Annotated in this window: 17 protein-coding genes; 7 read left to right on the top strand and 10 right to left on the bottom strand. The window is 35.6% G+C overall.

Going from position 1 to position 17611, the window contains the following annotated elements; all coding sequences use genetic code 11:
• Positions 1–27: 27 nt before the first annotated feature.
• Entirely contained in the window at positions 28–1572 is a 1545-nt protein-coding gene (locus tag AO58_RS0111955; RefSeq protein WP_024981931.1) for an Rne/Rng family ribonuclease, read from the top strand.
• A 66-nt stretch (positions 1573–1638) separates the two neighbouring features.
• On the opposite strand, the gene AO58_RS0111950 is transcribed toward AO58_RS0111955, so the two are convergent.
• Together AO58_RS0111950 and AO58_RS0111945 are read right to left on the bottom strand one after the other, a co-directional pair.
• Positions 1639–2400 (bottom strand): SIMPL domain-containing protein, encoded by a 762-nt coding sequence (locus AO58_RS0111950; protein WP_081764669.1) that lies wholly within the window; start codon positions 2398–2400, stop codon positions 1639–1641.
• Between the two features lie 90 nt (positions 2401–2490).
• Positions 2491–2934: a nucleoside deaminase gene (locus AO58_RS0111945; RefSeq protein WP_024981929.1), complete on the bottom strand. Its 444-nt coding sequence runs from the start codon at positions 2932–2934 to the stop codon at positions 2491–2493.
• Positions 2935–3025: 91 nt separating this feature from the next.
• Between AO58_RS0111945 and AO58_RS0111940 the strand changes: the two genes are divergently transcribed.
• Both AO58_RS0111940 and AO58_RS0111935 read left to right on the top strand, forming a co-directional pair.
• Complete coding sequence (locus AO58_RS0111940) at positions 3026–4804, top strand: 1-deoxy-D-xylulose-5-phosphate synthase (RefSeq protein WP_024981928.1); 1779 nt, start codon at positions 3026–3028, stop codon at positions 4802–4804.
• A gap of 24 nt (positions 4805–4828) precedes the next feature.
• The gene (locus AO58_RS0111935) at positions 4829–5899 is read left to right on the top strand and encodes a DUF3078 domain-containing protein (protein ID WP_024981927.1); all 1071 of its coding nucleotides are present in this window, start codon (positions 4829–4831) and stop codon (positions 5897–5899) included.
• Positions 5900–5902: 3 nt separating this feature from the next.
• Here AO58_RS0111935 and AO58_RS0111930 read toward each other — a convergent pair whose 3' ends face one another.
• The 5 genes from AO58_RS0111930 to AO58_RS0111905 all read right to left on the bottom strand — a co-directional run bounded on the left by AO58_RS0111930 (position 5903) and on the right by AO58_RS0111905 (position 12566).
• Complete coding sequence (locus tag AO58_RS0111930; RefSeq protein WP_024981926.1) at positions 5903–7249, bottom strand: deoxyguanosinetriphosphate triphosphohydrolase; 1347 nt, start codon at positions 7247–7249, stop codon at positions 5903–5905.
• A gap of 55 nt (positions 7250–7304) precedes the next feature.
• Positions 7305–8024 (bottom strand): AAA family ATPase, encoded by a 720-nt coding sequence (locus tag AO58_RS0111925; RefSeq protein ID WP_024981925.1) that lies wholly within the window; start codon positions 8022–8024, stop codon positions 7305–7307.
• Between the two features lie 93 nt (positions 8025–8117).
• A complete protein-coding gene (locus tag AO58_RS0111920) occupies positions 8118–10541 on the bottom strand; it encodes a ribonucleoside-diphosphate reductase subunit alpha (protein ID WP_024981924.1) in 2424 nt (807 codons plus the stop codon).
• 211 nt (positions 10542–10752) lie between these two features.
• On the bottom strand, positions 10753–11730 hold the full coding sequence (locus AO58_RS0111915) for a ribonucleotide-diphosphate reductase subunit beta (RefSeq protein ID WP_024981923.1): 978 nt from the start codon (positions 11728–11730) through the stop codon (positions 10753–10755).
• A gap of 269 nt (positions 11731–11999) precedes the next feature.
• Positions 12000–12566 (bottom strand): DUF3109 family protein, encoded by a 567-nt coding sequence (locus tag AO58_RS0111905; protein ID WP_024981922.1) that lies wholly within the window; start codon positions 12564–12566, stop codon positions 12000–12002.
• A gap of 245 nt (positions 12567–12811) precedes the next feature.
• On the opposite strand from AO58_RS0111905, the gene AO58_RS0111900 reads away from it, so the two are divergent.
• The 3 genes from AO58_RS0111900 to AO58_RS0111890 all read left to right on the top strand — a co-directional run bounded on the left by AO58_RS0111900 (position 12812) and on the right by AO58_RS0111890 (position 14310).
• Positions 12812–13390, top strand: a complete 579-nt coding sequence (locus AO58_RS0111900) for a MarC family protein (protein WP_024981921.1) — start codon at positions 12812–12814, stop codon at positions 13388–13390.
• Positions 13391–13486: 96 nt separating this feature from the next.
• Positions 13487–13690, top strand: coding sequence for a hypothetical protein (locus AO58_RS0111895; RefSeq protein WP_024981920.1), 204 nt, complete (start codon positions 13487–13489; stop codon positions 13688–13690).
• Entirely contained in the window at positions 13690–14310 is a 621-nt protein-coding gene (locus tag AO58_RS0111890; RefSeq protein WP_024981919.1) for an FAD-dependent oxidoreductase, read from the top strand. The genes AO58_RS0111895 and AO58_RS0111890 overlap by 1 nt, the downstream gene beginning before the upstream one ends.
• A gap of 2 nt (positions 14311–14312) precedes the next feature.
• On the opposite strand, the gene AO58_RS0111885 is transcribed toward AO58_RS0111890, so the two are convergent.
• Genes AO58_RS0111885 through AO58_RS0111875 form a run of 3 tightly spaced genes read right to left on the bottom strand, consistent with a single transcriptional unit; the run spans position 14313 to position 16912 of the window.
• The gene (locus AO58_RS0111885) at positions 14313–15884 is read right to left on the bottom strand and encodes a S41 family peptidase (protein WP_024981918.1); all 1572 of its coding nucleotides are present in this window, start codon (positions 15882–15884) and stop codon (positions 14313–14315) included.
• Positions 15885–16316 (bottom strand): deoxycytidylate deaminase, encoded by a 432-nt coding sequence (locus AO58_RS0111880; RefSeq protein ID WP_024981917.1) that lies wholly within the window; start codon positions 16314–16316, stop codon positions 15885–15887.
• 2 nt (positions 16317–16318) lie between these two features.
• Positions 16319–16912 carry a HupE/UreJ family protein gene (locus AO58_RS0111875; RefSeq protein WP_024981916.1) on the bottom strand — a complete coding sequence of 198 codons (594 nt, stop codon included), beginning with the start codon at positions 16910–16912 and terminating at the stop codon, positions 16319–16321.
• A 265-nt stretch (positions 16913–17177) separates the two neighbouring features.
• Here AO58_RS0111875 and AO58_RS0111870 point away from each other — a divergent pair, with 265 nt between their 5' ends.
• On the top strand, positions 17178–17609 hold the full coding sequence (locus AO58_RS0111870; protein WP_024981915.1) for a tellurite resistance TerB family protein: 432 nt from the start codon (positions 17178–17180) through the stop codon (positions 17607–17609).
• Positions 17610–17611 lie beyond the last annotated feature (2 nt).

The raw sequence follows: 17611 nt of genomic DNA, 5'->3' as shown, positions 1-17611 counted from the left end.
CAAAAAGTCTGGATAAAAATGTACAGCGTGAATAAAGAATTAATTATTCGTTCTAGTTCTGATGCCGTAGATTTTGCCTTATTAAAAGATGGAAAACTAATTGAATTACACAAAGAACAAGAAACCAGCAATTTTCAAGTGGGCGATATTTTTATTGCCAAAATTAGAAAACCTGTTGCAGGACTGAATGCTGCTTTTGTAAATGTTGGCTACGAAAAAGATGCCTTTTTACATTATCACGACCTAGGTCCAAATCTTGCTTCCCAACTGAAATTCATAAAACTTGTAAGCGCAGGTAAAATAAAAGATTTCTCCCTAAAAAACTTTCAGTTTGAAAAAGAGATTGATAAAGACGGCACCATTACTGATGTTTTGAATGCCAATCAATCTGTTTTAGTACAAGTAGTAAAAGAACCGATATCAACCAAAGGACCAAGAATTAGTGCAGAACTATCCTTGGCAGGAAGATTTATCGTTTTGGTTCCTTTTTCGGATCGCGTGTCTATTTCTCAAAAAATAGAAAACAAAAAAGAAAAAGATCGCCTCAAAAAACTAGTACAATCCATCAAACCAAAAGGCTTTGGCGTCATTGTTCGCACAGTAGCCGAAGGCAAAAATACAGCCGAATTAGAAAAAGATTTGCAGAACCTGCTTAGCAGATGGACTGCAATGTGTAAGAAATTACCAACTGCTCATCATCCGTCAAAAGTATTAGGCGAGCTCAACAGAGCATCTTCTATACTTCGCGACGTGTTTAATGATACCTTTAGTGGTATTCAAATAGATGACGAAGAGTTGTACCAACAAACAAAGGATTACTTGCAAGAAATTGCACCATCCAAACAATCCATCGTAAAATTTTATCAATCGAAAGACACACCTATTTTCGAGAAATACAACATTGAGAGACAAATCAAAACTTCCTTCGGAAAAACCGTTTCCATGAGTAAAGGAGCTTATTTGATCATTGAACATACCGAAGCACTGCACGTAATAGACGTCAACAGCGGTAACCGATCCAACAAAGCCACCAACCAAGAAGATACAGCCATGGAGGTTAATATGATCGCCGCCGCCGAAATCGCAAGACAATTGCGTTTGAGAGATATGGGCGGAATCATAGTAGTTGATTTTATCGATATGGCCAATCCCGAAAATCGCAAAGTTTTATTCGACTTCCTAAGAGAAGAGATGAGCGATGATAAAGCCAAACACAAGATCTTACCTCCTAGTAAATTTGGACTCGTTCAAATCACTAGACAAAGAGTAAGACCAGAAGTCAACATCAAAACTCGTGAAGAAGATCCCAATAATGAACATGGCGAAATTGAAGCGCCAATTTTAATCATTGACAAAATCACTTCCGATTTAGAACGACTCCTAAAAACCCACAAAAAAGTAGTACTTAATGTACATCCGTTTGTGGCTGCTTACCTCAGCAAAGGTTTTCCATCATTGCGTTCAAAATGGTTTTTTGAACACAAAAAATGGGTGAAAATTATACCACGTGACGCTTACACGTATTTAGAATATCATTTCTACGACAAAAAAGGAAATGTTATTACAGACTAAAACAAACAAAACCGTCTCTTTTTCATTAACGAGACGGTTTTTTTGTATCTAAAAACGTGGCCGTGATTAGTTCAAAACATATTCTAGCCTCACTGTAATTCGAGCAGTTTTATTTTTACTAAAAGTATCATTGTTGCCGCCATAACTATCTTCGGCTGTTGAGCCCTGACCCGTAATTTGAAAAACCCCCATACTTGCACTCTTTAATTTGCCTAAACTACCTTCAGCTGTTTTTACAATTTTGATGGCCCGTTCATTAGCATCCTTAGTGGCTTTTTCAATTAAACTCTGTTTTAAACTTGGCAAATTGGAATATGTATATTGAATAGAATTTGAAGTAAGTTCTATCCCTGAATTAATCAATTCGGAAGTTTTGCTAGAAACATCTTCGATACGTTTCATTAAATCAGGATTCTTTTTAGCTAAAAAAGTAATACTTTGAGCGGCTTCATAACCATCAAAAACTTGTTCAGTATTAATGTATTCGCTATTTGTATTTTGAATTTTCACTTCTCTAAACTTCTTTTGAAAATTTACCGCTCCAAACGAAAACTCCTTCGATTTAAATCCTTTTGTTATAAAAAAATCAGCTACTATTTTTTGATCCGAAATGATTTTATTATAGGCTGTTTTAATATCTGAGCTACTTGCTGTAAAACTTCCAGACCATAAAATTTCGTCTGAAACAAAATCTTTAGCTCCAAGACCAATTACTGAAATTGAATCTAAATTTTCATTTCTATTTTTAAATGATTCTCCTAATATAAAGGCTGTAATCACAATAGAAATACCAATAACAATAGCTGTTTTAATTTTAGTGTCCATCATAAAGTTGAGATTTAAAATTTACCTATTGCTTTTTTGTTTAAATAGCAATTAAGTAAATATAGTAAGAAAAAGAAGGATTTATTTATAAATTTATTTTCTTTTCTCCGCAAAAAACCGTTTCATTAAATCCGCCGCTTCATCTGCCAAAACACCACGAACCACAGTAGTTTTGGGATGCAATTGAGTGCCCATTTTTTCATACCCACGGTGCGTATCACTAGCCCCAAAAACAATTTTAGAGATTTGACTCCAATACAAAGCCCCAGCACACATTTGGCAAGGCTCTAAAGTCACATACAAAGTACAATCTTTTAAATATTTTCCGCCCAAAAAATTGGCCGCAGCGGTTATGGCTTGCATCTCTGCATGAGCCGTTACATCGTTGAGTAGTTCAGTCAAGTTGTGCGTTCGGGCAATGACTTTGTCAGCCACTACAATAACGGCTCCCACAGGAATTTCGCCTTTTTCAAAAGCCATTTCAGCTTCTTGCAAAGCTTTTTTCATAAAATATTCGTCGGTGAAAGGTTGTATCATAGTCTAGACAGCAAATTCGCAAATTAATTTCTTTGTAAAACAACTTTTTTATAGAATGTAAAAATACAATTTCAAATTGTACCTTTGCTTTATGTCAGATAATTTACTTTCAAACATAAATTTCCCCATCGATTTACGCTTACTCAATGAAGCGCAATTACCTCAGCTAGCACAAGAATTACGGGATTATATCATTGCAATTGTGGCCGTAAAAGAAGGGCATCTTGGCGCTAGTCTCGGTGTGGTTGAATTGACCATTGCTTTGCATTATGTGTTTGATACGCCCAATGATTTATTGATTTGGGATGTAGGACATCAAGCGTACGGTCATAAAATTTTAACCGAAAGAAAAAATCGTTTTCATACGAACCGCCAATTGAATGGTATTTCTGGATTTCCAAAAAGAAGTGAGAGTATTTATGATGCCTTTGGCGTAGGTCACTCATCGACCTCTATTTCTGCAGCATTGGGAATGGCGATTGCTTCTAACTTAAAAGGAGATTTCGAAAAACAACATATTGCAGTAATTGGCGATGCCTCAATTGCCTCAGGAATGGCTTTTGAAGGACTCAATCATGCGGGAGTAACCGATGCTAATTTATTAGTCATTTTGAACGACAACGCTATCGGAATCGACCCAAGCGTAGGCGCTCTAAAACAGTATTTGACCGCAGTTAAAGAAGGAAAAAATCATCGGCAAAACAATATGATTAAGTCCCTAAACTTTGATTATTCTGGTCCTATAGATGGCCACGACATACACGCCGTTGTCAAAGAACTAACACGTTTAAAAAAAATAAAAGGACCAAAATTTCTGCATGTTATTACTACCAAAGGTAAAGGACTACAACAAGCCGAAGAAAATCAGGTACAATACCATGCGCCTGGGAAATTTGACGCTGCAACTGGAGATTTACTCCCGAAATCAGAAGCCAACTTGCCTCCAAAATACCAAGATGTTTTTGGTTTAACACTGTTGGATTTAGCCAAAAAGAATGAAAAAATCATAGGAATAACACCCGCAATGCCTTCTGGTAGTTCACTGAAATTTATGATGGATGAGCTCCCAGAACGCGCTTTTGATGTGGGTATTGCTGAACAGCACGCGGTAACCTTAGCCGCTGGAATGGCAACTCAAGGAATGATTGTGTATTGTAATATCTATTCCACTTTCTTGCAAAGAGCTTACGATCAAGTGATTCATGATGTGGCTTTACAAAATTTACCCGTTATTTTTTGTTTGGATAGAGCAGGATTGGTTGGTGAAGACGGAGCTACCCATCATGGTGTATTTGACTTAGCCTATTTGAGATGCATACCAAATCTAGCAATCTATGCTCCGCTGAACGAAATAGAGTTACAAAATATATTATATACTGTACAATTAGGCATCGACCAACCCATAGCTATTCGCTATCCTAGAGGTAGAGGTGAATTTGTTGATTGGAAATCTCCCTACAAAAAAACTCCTTTCGGAAAGGGCAATTGTTTGAAAGAAGGCACTAAAATTGCCATTCTTTCTACTGGCACCATCGGGACTAATGTGATAAAAGCATTAGACCAATTGGAAAACAAAACTGAGTTTGCTCATTATGATTTTGGTTTTGTAAAACCTTTAGATGAAAAACTTCTACATGCTATTTTTAAAAATTTTGAAACCCTTTTTACCATCGAGGATGGTGTAATAACTGGTGGATTTGGCAGTGCTATCGCAGAATTTGCAGCCAAGAATAATTATTCAAAAACAATAAAAATACTAGGTATACCAGATGAATTTATTGAACAGGGCACCTTACAAGAATTACAATACAAGTGCAAAATTGACGTTAAAAACTTGATAGATTTTTTTTCATCCTACAAAATCAGTTAATTTGCAATTACTAAATAGTTTATAATGAAATTTATACAGAATCATATTTTATTACTTTTTTTAATAAGCTTTTCTTTGCAAAATTATAGCCAAGAAATCCCGGTATCAGAAGAAGAAAAGGACACCTTGTTCATTCTAACACCAACAACAAAACCTACCTTTAGGCCTTTTGTAATTCCCAAAACATTGCCACCATTAAAAGCTCCTACTATTAGAAAAACATCCGTAAACACATTGGGAATTTCAAATTGGATTAAAACAAATAAATTAGGTTTTGACATCACCCAAATATCATTTCTAAACTGGAACGCAGGGGGAACAAGTTCTATATCAGGGTTGGTAAAAGGGAATTTCACCCGAGTATATACCCGTGAAAAATTTAAATGGCAAAACGAACTCATTGTTCGATATGGTTTAAATAAGCAAGATGGCATCGAATTAAGAAAAACGGATGATGCTATACTCATCAACTCTACCTTTGGATACAGACGCGACACCTTGACCAATTGGTATTATTCGGCCAAATACAACTTTAATACACAATTTACTGATGGTTATTCGTATCCAAACAAAGAAGTAGCTATTTCACGATTTTTCGCTCCTGCCTATGTTTTTATGGGTCTTGGTGCTGAAAACATAAATAAGGACAAAAAATATTCTTACTACATTTCACCTTTTACCATGAAAAAAACCTTTGTATTAGACCAAAGATTGGCTGATCAAGGTGCTTTTGGTGTTGATGGTGCCGTTTATGACGAAAACAATATTTTAATCAGAAAAGGAAAAAGAACAAAAACTGAGTTAGGTCTTTTACTACAATACCAGATCAAGAAAGAAATTTTCAAAAACATCATACTAGACAACCGTCTTATCCTCTATTCTGATTACGTAAATAATTTTGGAAATGTTGATGTCGACTGGAATATTCAACTGGAATTAGTCGTGAATAAATACGTTAAGGCCAATATAGGGACGCAAATTATTTATGATGATGACATCAAAGCAAAAAGCGAAAAGGATGGCGTAGAAATCACCGAAGGACCTAAAATGCAAATGAAACAAGTATTAGGAGTTGGTTTAGCTTATGCTTTTTAGAAATCAATCACGCTTTCTTCCCTGCAGGGTTTCATAAATTTTTAAAGCATTCCCATCTGTCAACATCGAAATATAATGGCAGATGTGTAATAAGCGCTCGTAAAGATTTTCTTTTTCGAGATGGTGCTTTTCTGGAAGCATTTTTAAAATTAGCTGGTCGTAATTGGAAGCCTTACCTTCAAATTTATTATTAAAAGCCACAATAAATTTATCCAATAGGGTCTGAATGATTTGATAACCCACCAACTCTTTTTCAATCACTTCTCTGCTCTGATAAATATTCTTGACACTAATTTTGATGATATCATCCATTTGCGCTTTGTATTTGCTTTTATCCATTAGAGCAAAAGGAAAATTTCCTTCCAAAATACTGTTTTCGTTTTCGATAAAGACTTTTACGGCATCATTTATCAAACTTCCTATTGCTAAGGCGCGTAAGTAACTAATTCTATCCTCTTTTGTTGCTAAGGTTTTATATTTAGAAGTATCAATGCTGTCTTTTACCAATTTGATTAAATATTCTAATGCAAAATCTTCTGAAATCAATCCCAAATTGATTCCGTCTTCAAAATCAATAATTGTATAGCAAATATCATCGGCAGCTTCGACCAAATACGCCAATGGATGTCTTTCGAAACCAATATCTGGATTGTTTTTGTTGGGAATCATTCCCATTTCTAAAGCTACTTCTTGAAAAAAATCTTTATCGGTTTGAAAGAAACCATATTTTTTATCGGCAATATTTTTGGTCGGCTTCTTTGGTAAACTCTCTTTGGGATATTTCATAAAAGCACCTAACGTAGCAAACGAAAGTCGAATTCCTCCTTCGACTCCTGGACGAGAACTATTCAATACTGAAAACCCATTAGCATTACCTTCAAAATCGACCAAATCTTGCCATTGCTTAGGAGTTAATTGATTTATATATTGTTGTCCTTTTCCAATTGAAAAATACTCTCCAATTGCTTTTTCACCAGAATGTCCAAACGGTGGATTACCAATGTCGTGAGCGAGAGAAGCAGCAGCAACAATGGCACCAAAATCATTCATTTGATAGCCATGAATCTCTTGTAAGTGAGGATATTTTTCGATTATTTTTTTTCCTACCAATCTTCCCAAAGAACGTCCTACCACAGAAACCTCTAGACTATGCGTCAAACGAGTATGCACAAAATCGGTTTTAGATAAAGGAATTACCTGAGTTTTGTCTTGCAAACTTCTGAAAGCAGACGAAAAAATGATGCGATCATAATCTACTTCAAACCCCAAACGAGTTTCATCTTGTTCGATTCGCAAACGCTTTCCTGTGTCGCCTTGACGTTTTAATGATAATAGTTGTTCCCAGTTCATTTTATTTTGTGCATGATTAGTTGTCAAATATACAAATACGATTGGTTTTATATTTCTATTCGGATAAATCCTGAGGATGATTCGCAATAGCGTCTTGAATCACATTATTTTTCACTGATTGTAGTAAATGGTTTTTTGCTTCAGCAAAAGTAATGTCGTACAAGCGTTCCATTTTTTGAAATTGGAGCGGATACTTTTGAAGTAACGTATCATAATACCTATCTAAAACAGCTGAGTTGGGTGCTGTAAACTCAAGTTGTAATTCAAAGCGACGCACTAAGGCCTCGTCTATCATTTGAATTTGATTCGTAGCAGCAATTAAAACAGAACGACTCGGAAAACTATCAATCAACTGAATAATGGAATTGACCACGCGTTTCATCTCTGTATTGTCTTTGTTGTCATAATCCCTTATTTGCCCTAAAGAATCAAACTCATCAAAAAACAACACTGCACTTTCGTACTGTACTTCTTTAAATAAACCTTCGATATTTTTGGAGGTTTCCCCTAATTTAGACGAAACAATTCTAGAGAGGTTGACAATAATTAGCTTCTTGTTTAATTTTTTAGCAATGGCTTTGGCAGTCAACGTTTTTCCACAACCTGTTTTGCCATAAAGTAACATTTTATTGGCTACAGGTAAATCATATTGTTCGAGTACTTTTCGAAATTGATACTCCTTTAAAAATTGATGGATTTGTTGTGAGACAGCTTCATTAAAGACAACATCTTCAAGGAGGACATTACTTCGGTCCGTAAAATATAATAAACTCAAAAGGATTGAATTAGAGGTTGTAGGTGCAAAAGTATAAAAAAAACAGCTATCGATTTGGATAGCTGTTTTCATTTTTCTCGATGGATTTATCAATTAAGACCCACACATTTCGCAATCGTCTGGCCCTGCGTTTTTGGCCAATTCAATCATAGCTCTGTATTCTTCAGGAGTCATTTCTACTGTTTCGATTTCAACCGCTTCAAGGGGTCTTGCTTTAGGTTTACTTTCTGGAATTGCCTCTTCTTTTTTGTCATTATTCAAAGTGAACTTAATAGCATCTACAGCTGCTTTGGTTCTCAAATAGTACATTCCGGTTTTTAATCCTGATTGCCAAGCATAGAAATGCATAGAAGTTAATTTTGAGTAATTAGCATCTTGCATGAACAAGTTCAGTGACTGTGATTGGTCAATAAAATAACCTCTTTGACGTGACATATCGATAATGTCTTTCATGGACATTTCCCAAACTGTTTTGTACAAATCTTTTAAATCTTGAGGAACCGCTTCAATATTTTGTACTGAACCATTATTTCTCATGATTTCTTGTTTCAACGTTTCGTTCCATAAACCACGCTCTACCAAGTCATGCAATAAATGCTTGTTTACTACAATAAACTCTCCAGAAAGTACACGTCTTGTGTAAATATTAGAAGTGTAAGGTTCAAACGCTTCGTTGTTTCCTAGAATTTGAGAAGTAGATGCTGTTGGCATAGGTGCCACCAATAGTGAATTTCTAACGCCATATTGCATAACTTCTTTTCTTAAAGACGCCCAATCCCATCTTCCGGATAATTCTTCGTCTTTCAATCCCCAAAGGTTGTGTTGGAACTCTCCTTGAGAAATTGGTGAACCTTCAAAGGTAGAATAAGGGCCTTCCTCTTTAGCCATTTCCATAGAAGCAGTAACCGCTGCAAAGTATAGTGTTTCAAAAATTTCTTGATTCAATTTCTTTGCTTCGTCGCTTGTAAAAGGCATGCGTAACATAATAAAAGCATCGGCTAAACCTTGTACTCCCAATCCCACTGGACGGTGACGCATGTTGGAATTTTCTGCTTCTTTTACGGGATAGTAATTCCTATCAATTACTTTATTTAAATTTCGGGTTACACGTTTGGTTACTTTAAACATTAATTCATGATTGAATTTTCCGTTTTCAACAAACATTGGTAACGAAATAGACGCTAGGTTACATACCGCAATTTCATCTTTTGAGGTGTACTCCATAATTTCGGTACACAAGTTAGAGGAACGAATCGTACCAAGGTTTTTTTGATTCGATTTACGGTTAGCGGCGTCTTTATACAACATATAAGGCGTACCAGTCTCGATTTGAGATTCAAGGATTTTTTCCCACAGTTCTCTAGCTTTGATGGTTTTTCTTCCTTTTCCTCTGTTTTCATAATCGACATACATAGCTTCGAATTCGTCACCATATACATCATACAATCCAGGGCATTCGTTTGGACACATTAACGTCCAGTGTGCATCTTCTTGTACACGTTTCATGAATAAATCTGAAGTCCACATAGCAAAGAATAAATCTCTGGCACGCATTTCTTCTTTTCCTGTGTTTTTCTTTAAATCCAAAAATTCAAAGATGTCAGCATGCCAAGTTTCGATATAAATTGCAAAACTCCCTTTACGTTTTCCTCCTCCTTGGTCAACATAACGAGCGGTATCGTTGAATACACGCAACATAGGAACAATCCCGTTTGAAGTACCATTCGTACCGCGAATATAAGAACCTGTAGCTCTCACATTATGAATAGAAAGTCCAATTCCTCCAGCAGATTGTGAAATTTTAGCCGTCTGTTTCAACGTATCATAAATTCCATCAATACTATCGTCTTGCATTGCTAAAAGGAAACAAGAAGACATTTGAGGCTTTGGTGTTCCGGCATTAAATAAAGTTGGCGTTGCGTGCGTAAAGAATTTTTTAGACATTAAGTCGTAGGTTTCAATAACCGATTCTAAATCGTTTAAATGAATACCAACAGAAACACGCATCAACATGTGTTGTGGACGCTCTACAATTTTGCCATTAATCTTTAACAAATAAGAACGCTCTAAAGTTTTAAAACCAAAATAATCATAATTAAAATCACGGTTATAAATGATATGAGAATTCAAGAATTCAGCATTTTCCATGATTACTTTATGTACTTCATCCGAAAGCAAGGGTGCCTTTTGACCATTTCTAGGGTTTACGTAATGATACATTTCGTTCATGGTCTCTGAGAACGATTTGTTAGTGTTTTTATGTAAATTAGAAATAGCAATACGAGCGGCTAATTGAGCATAATCAGGATGCGCAATAGTCATAGATGCAGCTGTTTCGGCTGCTAAGTTATCTAATTCAGAAGTAGATACACCGTCATACAAGCCTTCTATAACTCTCATAGCCACTTTTACAGCATCTACTAAATCATTCAAACCATAGCATAGTTTTTTAATTCTATCTGTGATTTTGTCGAACATTACAGGCTCTTTGTGGCCATCTCTTTTTACTACGTACATAAGTTTTGGTTTTAAAAAACAGCAAATCCCTTTGCCATTTTAGGGTATTTGTAATAATTGAATTGGGAAACTAATCCCTAGAATGCATTGATTTGTTAGAGGCAAAGGATTCCTTATCACCTTAGTAAGTAATGCCTAAAAAAGACAAAATTTAATAGGTAATAAAAAGAACTAATTACTTCTAATTACTAAACGATACTACTTCACTTTTTTAAAAATCAGCGTCGAATGAAATCTTTTGCGCTTCACTGTCTGTGTTCATTACGCCCGCTTTCTGATATTCTGCTACTTTTTTCTCAAAGAAATTGGTTTTTCCTTGCAATGAAATCATATCCATGAAGTCAAAAGGATTTGTGGTATTGTATTCTCTTTCGCAACCTAACTCAACCAACAAACGGTCGGTTACGAATTCTAAATATTGTGTCATTAATCCCGCATTCATTCCAATCAAACTTACCGGAAGTGATTCAGTGATAAACTCTCTTTCAATATTTAATGCGTCAACTAAAATTTCTCTTATTCGCTCTTTAGGAACTTTATTAATCAAATGATGATTGTGTAAATGTACCGCGAAATCACAGTGAACTCCTTCATCACGAGAAATCAACTCGTTAGAAAAAGTCAATCCTGGCATTAAGCCACGTTTTTTCAACCAAAAAATAGAACAAAAACTTCCTGAAAAGAAAATCCCTTCAACAGCGGCAAAAGCAATCAATCGCTCTGCAAATGAATCAGACTCAATCCATTTTAACGCCCATTGTGCTTTTTTCATAATGGCTGGAAAAACCTCAATCGCCGTAAACAATTGGTTTTTCTCTACTTCATCTTTCACATAGGTATCGATCAATAAAGAATAGGTTTCACTATGAATATTTTCCATCATAATTTGAAAACCATAGAAAAATTTAGCCTCAGCGTATTGTACTTCATTTACAAAATTCTCAGCTAAATTCTCATTTACAATACCATCAGAAGCGGCAAAAAAAGCTAAAATGTGTTTGATAAAATATTTCTCATCCTCACTTAATTTGTTGTTCCAATCACTTAAGTCTTGTGATAAATCAATTTCTTCAGCCGTCCAAAAACTGGCTTCCATTTTCTTATACCATTCCCAAATATCATGATGTTTGATCGGAAAAATTACGAAACGATTTTTGTTTTCTTGTAAAATTGGTTCTAATTGCGACATTTTTATGATTTATTTTTTTTTTAATTTTTAAGCGAATTTTAATGCATTTGGGGATTACAAAGATTGTGAAATTAAGCGTGGTTTGAAAGCCAAACTTATTCACAATCCCCCCCTAGTTTTTAACAAAGATGGTTTTTTTAAAAGTTTTACTACATTAAGATTCAATCTATTGAATTTCAATAATTTGCATCTCAACAAAACGGCTGAAGCACCGTAAAATATAGGATTTAAAAACTCAGATACAAGAGAAAAAAATTATTTTTTTTGATTTATTTTTTTAAGTCATTTGCTACTTTCTCCAGCTCTAAATACCAGTTTTCACCAAACCTTCTAATGAGAGCTTCTTTCACAAATTTGTACACAGGCACTTCGAGTTCTTTGCCCAGTGAACAAGCATCATCACAAATATCCCATTTGTCATAATTGACTGCTGCAAAATCACTAAAATCTTTCACTCGTATTGGATACAAATGACAAGAAACAGGTTTTTTCCAATCAATTACACCTTGATTATAGGCTTGTTCGATGCCGCAAAGCGCGGTCGCTCCATCAAAAATCACATAGGCACAATCTTTATTTTCGATTAAAGGCGTTTCTAAGTCACCATCCGTTCCTTTAAGCCAAGTGCCTTGTGCTTCTATTGCTTCTATCCCTTGTTTACGTAAAAAAGGCTTTACTTTTGGATAAATCGCTTCTAAGATTTTAGTTTCCTCCTCGCTCAATGGCGCACCTGCATCACCATCCACACAACAAGCTCCTTTACATGCTGACAAATTACATACAAATTCTTTTTCGAGTATATCTTCGGATACGATGGTTTTTCCTAATTGAAACATGATAGCAAGGCTCTTTTAATTTTGGGCAAAGTTAATCAAACCCGAGCACACGATTTCTATTTAATTATTCTTTAACAATTGTACTTCATTTAACTCAAAAAGCCCCTTAAATTTGATCGTTAAATCGCCTACCCTACACCCAAAACCCCAATAAACATTGCAACTCCATTTAAAGAAAACGTTTTCATAAGATAATTTGTTAATACTATCTACAAATTTTTAACTTTGACACCAAAAACAAGGATATGTTTGAATTCAATTTAAGAGAAGTAGCTACCGTGGGCATGGTGTTATTTGCTGTTATTGATATCGTAGGTTCAATTCCTATTATTATTAATTTAAGAGCCAAGCACGGTCATGTCGAATCAGAAAAAGCCTCCTTAGTAGCAGGTTTGATCATGATTGTTTTTTTATTCATTGGTGAAGAATTTTTAAGCTTAATTGGCATAGACGTCCATTCTTTTGCTGTGGCAGGATCATTTGTTCTTTTCTTTTTGGCACTTGAAATGATTTTGGGCATTCATTTGTATCGTGATGAAGAAGCGAACTCTGCTTCTATTGTTCCAATTGCTTTCCCACTTATCGCAGGAGCGGGTACAATGACGACCTTGCTATCCTTAAGATCTCAATTCCACACCATTAATATTGTTGTCGGAATCATCTTAAACATCATTTTGGTTTACGTTGTTCTAAAATCCTCGGGGAAAATTGAAAAAATGTTGGGCAAAAACGGACTTGGAGTGGTTCGCAAAACTTTTGGAGTAGTCCTTTTAGCAATAGCTGTTAAATTATTCGCAGCTAATGTTAAAGCCTTGTTTGTCTAATAAAAAAATATTTAAATTTACGAATAGAATGCCTTAACGACCTTTCTTGTTAAGAATTTATAATCAGATAGTTGTTTGTAATTAATAAAAAATACCATGAAAATCTTTACCTCTATTTTAATTTTTTTAGCCGTTGCTTTAATCATATTTAATATCACCATGTTAGATTTTTCTCAACCCTTAGAAGGAAAAAGTGCTGTTGCTCTTATTGGGGTTGGCGCCTCTTTTTGCGCAGTTTTGATTCTTCTTATTTTTAGAATTTCAAAGAAGATTGAAGAAAAAACAAATGGCAATTATTAATGTTTGATGTTCTCATCATTGGCGGTGGTGTCTCGGGAGTATCTTGCGCCTTAGTTTTAGGTTCCGCCCAAAACAAATTCTTTGTTTCAGACAAAAAGATTGGGATTTTTACCCATCAAAAAGCTTCTTCATTACAAGAAGCCTTGTTTAATAATGCCTATGGGATTCCTACTGGAACACTAGGGAGCGACTTGTTACCACAAAGTCTCTCACACTTGAGCACTTCTTATCCTAATATCATTCAAATTCCTGAAGAAAAAGTAATAAAAATTGAGAGTGATTCTGCCTCTCCCTCGGGACTTGAATTTAAAGTCTTTACTAACAAAAGCACTTATACCGCCCGAAATCTTGTTGTGGGTATTGGTTCCGCCAACACATTTGCTATCGAAGGCTTGATGCAGTTTGTAGAACCTCACCAAAAAGCATTACCTGAGAAACAACGCATACAATTGCGTAATACAGACCACAAAGTTTCGGAAGGGATTTATGTTATAGGTACACTAGCGGGTTGGAGAAGTCAACTAGCTATTGCGGCTGGAAGTGGCGCAGCTGTAGCAACGGATATTTTGACTTTATGGAATAATGGCATTCAAACTCATGCGCATGATAGCATTCGCTAATTTTATTTTTTAGTCAAGACTTTTTTAACCATTTCATCATGTTTCAAAACGATTTGATAGAAATATTCTTCGCCGAATAATTGTCTGGCAAATTCGGCCTTAATGTATTGATTTACTGCAGCCTTACTCTTTTCTAATTGCAACAACAAGCCATTCGATCTAAGATAATCTTGAAAGAAGTCAAAATACTTTTCTGCATTGTATTGCACTTGAAATTCTTGAAAAGTTAATCCTTTAAACACTTTCCGATCTTGATCCAACTTTTCAAAAACAAAATATCCCACCATTCCGGATTGTTCTAAAATTGCTGCATTTTCTTCGTCCTTTTCAGCACTTATGGGTACAAAAACATCAGGAACAATTCCGCCACCGCCATAGACTAGTTTCCCTTTTTTGGTTTTGAACTTCAAAGTATCAGCTACCTTAATACTGTCTTTGTGGTACAATTCGCCATTCAGAAAACGGTGTTCTGATTCTTTAAAATAATCGGTATTGCCTTTAGCATAAGGTTTTTGTATAGAACGTCCTGAAGGAGTGTAGTATCTAGCCACGGTCAAACGCACGGCAGAACCGTCTTTAAAATCCATTTCGCGTTGTACTAATCCTTTACCAAAAGAACGACGTCCTACTATAGTTCCTCTATCGTTGTCTTGTATCGCTCCAGCTAGAATTTCACTTGCAGAAGCACTATTTTCGTTGATTAAAACGAATAATCTGCCCGATTCAAAATTCCCTTTTTCAGTAGCGAAGGTTTTTTCTATTGTTCCGCTTTTACTTTTGGTAAAAACAATCAAGTCATTATCTTTTAAAAAATGGTCGGCTATCGCAATGGCTTCTTCCATATAACCTCCACCATTGTCACGCAAATCCAAGACCAAGGTTTGTGCACCTTGCTTTTTCAACTGTGCCAATCCCGAATTAAATTCAGCAAACGTAGTTTCAGAAAAACGGTTAATTTTGATATAACCCACTGTAGGATTCAACATCAAAGAGACGTCAACACTTTTCAGGGGAATTACCGCTCTTTTTATTTTGAATTTCAGCTTCTGACGTGTAGTTTTTCGGTAAACCGTCACTTCAATATCTGAACCAACGGCACCTTTTAGTTTTGCAAAAAGACTATCACTAGGCAAATGACGCCCAAATAATTTGGTTTTTCCTGCGTATAGCAATCGGTCACCCGCTTGTATTCCTGCTTTTGCCGAAGGCCCATTAACAAGAGGCTTTATGACCGCAACAGTGTCTTTGTACATGTAAAAATTGATGCCAATACCTACAAAATCACCTTTCATACTCTCGGCAACCTGCGTTTGAACGCTTGGTGGAATATAAACAGAATGAGGGTCTAACTTTGCCAAAATATTATCTACTGTTAAATTCACAATAGAATCCGTATTGACATCGTCTACATATTCGTTATTAATAAAATCAATCAAAGAATTCAACTTTGATTTGGACGCATTAGAAGCCACCAAACCAGGGTCTCTCGAAACATTAAGCCATCCGCCAATACCAACGCCAAGCGCTAAAGTAGCGCTCAATAGTATGGGCAAATATTTGTTTTCGAATTTCATTTAGTCGTCTAAATTGGGTATGTGAATTACCTCAACGCCTGCTTTGATTAAAAATTGTATGCCAGAATCATCACGATATCCGTTTTGGTAGACCACTCTCTTAATTCCGGATTGGTGAATCAACTTACTGCACTCTTTGCAGGGAGAAAGTGTGATGTACAAGGTGGCACCTTCGCAAGATTGTGTTGACCGAGCTACTTTGAGAATAGCATTGGCTTCGGCGTGCAATACATCCCAACGTGTTAATCCTTCGTCGTCTTCGCAACAATTTTCAAATCCTGAAGGCGTACCGTTGTAACCATCCGAAATAATCATTCGGTCTTTTACAATGATGGCTCCCACTTGCTTGCGTTTGCAATACGACAACAAACTCCATTCTCTCGCAATTCGCAAGTAGGCTTTGTCGTATTTATTTAGTTTTATTTCGTTCATTTTTATCGTAACCAAAATTCACTTTCAATAATCATTGGAAGCACTACACCGATTATAAAAGAAGACATGACCAAAGTCCAATCTCTTTTGGAGAATCTAAATACCGTTTGTACAATATAAGACAGTACCAAAACTACAAAAACTACCGCAATCTGCGCCGCTTCTATTCCTAAAGCGAACTCGCACAGCGGTAATAATTTGGAATTGGCCGTTCCGCCTAAAATTGTCTTGAAATAGTTAGAAAACCCTAAACCATGAATGATTCCAAAGAACAAAGTGATAAAAAACACCAGATTAATACTCTCTTTTTTGCTGGACTTCCCAGCGGTAAACAAATTAAACAAAGCGGTAATCAAAATCGTAATAGGAATCAACAACTCGACTACATTTACTTTGATAGCTACAATTCCGTACACCGACAAAAACAAGGCCATCGTATGACCAACTGTAAACAAAGTAACCAATAACAAGATGCGTTTCCAATCGTTAAACGAATAAGGAACTGCCAAAGCGATTAAAAATAAAACATGGTCATAAGCATGAATATCTAAAACGTGGCGTAAACCGATTTGAAAATAAATCCAAAATTCTGACATAGGTAATTATATAAATTTGATTAAGGGTCTGTAAACTTACGACAATTTTTGAAAAGGAGTTGTTCGAAAACTTGCCACTAATTCACTAATTTTTATTGAAAATAAAGTTTGAATGCTGCTAATTTTCCAACACTCTCGGGATTAAGGCTGAATAAAGCATTTGATACTGCTATTTTTAAAGTACAATAGTGGATTATTTCAACCTGGCATTCCTACTTTTTTTAAAAAAATTCGTATCTTTAATACAACCATAAAAACAACTATTATGTCAATTTCTGATTTATTTGATAACGAATTCAAAAGTCGCAACAAAGGTCATTTTTCAGCTATTGTTCGTGTAGCTTTAGCAGACGGAAATGCAACCCCTGAAGAACAAGCTTTTTTGGACAAACTGGCTTCTCGCTTGGAAATTTCTGCCGAGGAATACCGCGAAATTTTAAAAAACCCATTGAACTATGACATTAATCCTCCTTATTTGTATGTGGAGCGTTTAGAAAGATTGTATGATTTGGGTCGTATGGTTCACGTAGACCATCATTTGGGCGATAAACAAGAACGACTGTTGGTGCGTTTTGGTTTAGCGCTAGGCTTTACTCCAGGAAATGTAGGTTATATTGTCAACAAAGCTTTGACACTCCTTGACAAGAAAGTAGACTTAGATACTTTTATTTTTGAAATGAAGAATATGAATAAGTAGTG

Origin of the sequence: Flavobacterium succinicans LMG 10402, assembly GCF_000611675.1 — a bacterium.
Classification (GTDB): Bacteria; Bacteroidota; Bacteroidia; order Flavobacteriales; family Flavobacteriaceae; genus Flavobacterium; species Flavobacterium succinicans.
This window is presented reverse-complemented; position numbering and strand designations above follow the sequence as displayed.

What these genes read in the sequence shown, in the direction of transcription:
- AO58_RS0111885 (WP_024981918.1), bottom strand. Translation starts at nt 15,884, where the DNA reads ATGAAATTCGAAAACAAATATTTGCCCATACTATTGAGCGCTACTTTA.
- AO58_RS0111900 (WP_024981921.1), top strand. Translation starts at nt 12,812, where the DNA reads ATGTTTGAATTCAATTTAAGAGAAGTAGCTACCGTGGGCATGGTGTTA.
- AO58_RS0111935 (WP_024981927.1), top strand. Translation starts at nt 4,829, where the DNA reads ATGAAATTTATACAGAATCATATTTTATTACTTTTTTTAATAAGCTTT.
- AO58_RS0111895 (WP_024981920.1), top strand. Translation starts at nt 13,487, where the DNA reads ATGAAAATCTTTACCTCTATTTTAATTTTTTTAGCCGTTGCTTTAATC.
- AO58_RS0111905 (WP_024981922.1), bottom strand. Translation starts at nt 12,566, where the DNA reads ATGTTTCAATTAGGAAAAACCATCGTATCCGAAGATATACTCGAAAAA.
- AO58_RS0111950 (WP_081764669.1), bottom strand. Translation starts at nt 2,400, where the DNA reads ATGATGGACACTAAAATTAAAACAGCTATTGTTATTGGTATTTCTATT.
- AO58_RS0111945 (WP_024981929.1), bottom strand. Translation starts at nt 2,934, where the DNA reads ATGATACAACCTTTCACCGACGAATATTTTATGAAAAAAGCTTTGCAA.
- AO58_RS0111890 (WP_024981919.1), top strand. Translation starts at nt 13,690, where the DNA reads ATGTTTGATGTTCTCATCATTGGCGGTGGTGTCTCGGGAGTATCTTGC.
- AO58_RS0111920 (WP_024981924.1), bottom strand. Translation starts at nt 10,541, where the DNA reads ATGTACGTAGTAAAAAGAGATGGCCACAAAGAGCCTGTAATGTTCGAC.
- AO58_RS0111880 (WP_024981917.1), bottom strand. Translation starts at nt 16,316, where the DNA reads ATGAACGAAATAAAACTAAATAAATACGACAAAGCCTACTTGCGAATT.
- AO58_RS0111930 (WP_024981926.1), bottom strand. Translation starts at nt 7,249, where the DNA reads ATGAACTGGGAACAACTATTATCATTAAAACGTCAAGGCGACACAGGA.
- AO58_RS0111940 (WP_024981928.1), top strand. Translation starts at nt 3,026, where the DNA reads ATGTCAGATAATTTACTTTCAAACATAAATTTCCCCATCGATTTACGC.
- AO58_RS0111915 (WP_024981923.1), bottom strand. Translation starts at nt 11,730, where the DNA reads ATGTCGCAATTAGAACCAATTTTACAAGAAAACAAAAATCGTTTCGTA.
- AO58_RS0111875 (WP_024981916.1), bottom strand. Translation starts at nt 16,912, where the DNA reads ATGTCAGAATTTTGGATTTATTTTCAAATCGGTTTACGCCACGTTTTA.
- AO58_RS0111870 (WP_024981915.1), top strand. Translation starts at nt 17,178, where the DNA reads ATGTCAATTTCTGATTTATTTGATAACGAATTCAAAAGTCGCAACAAA.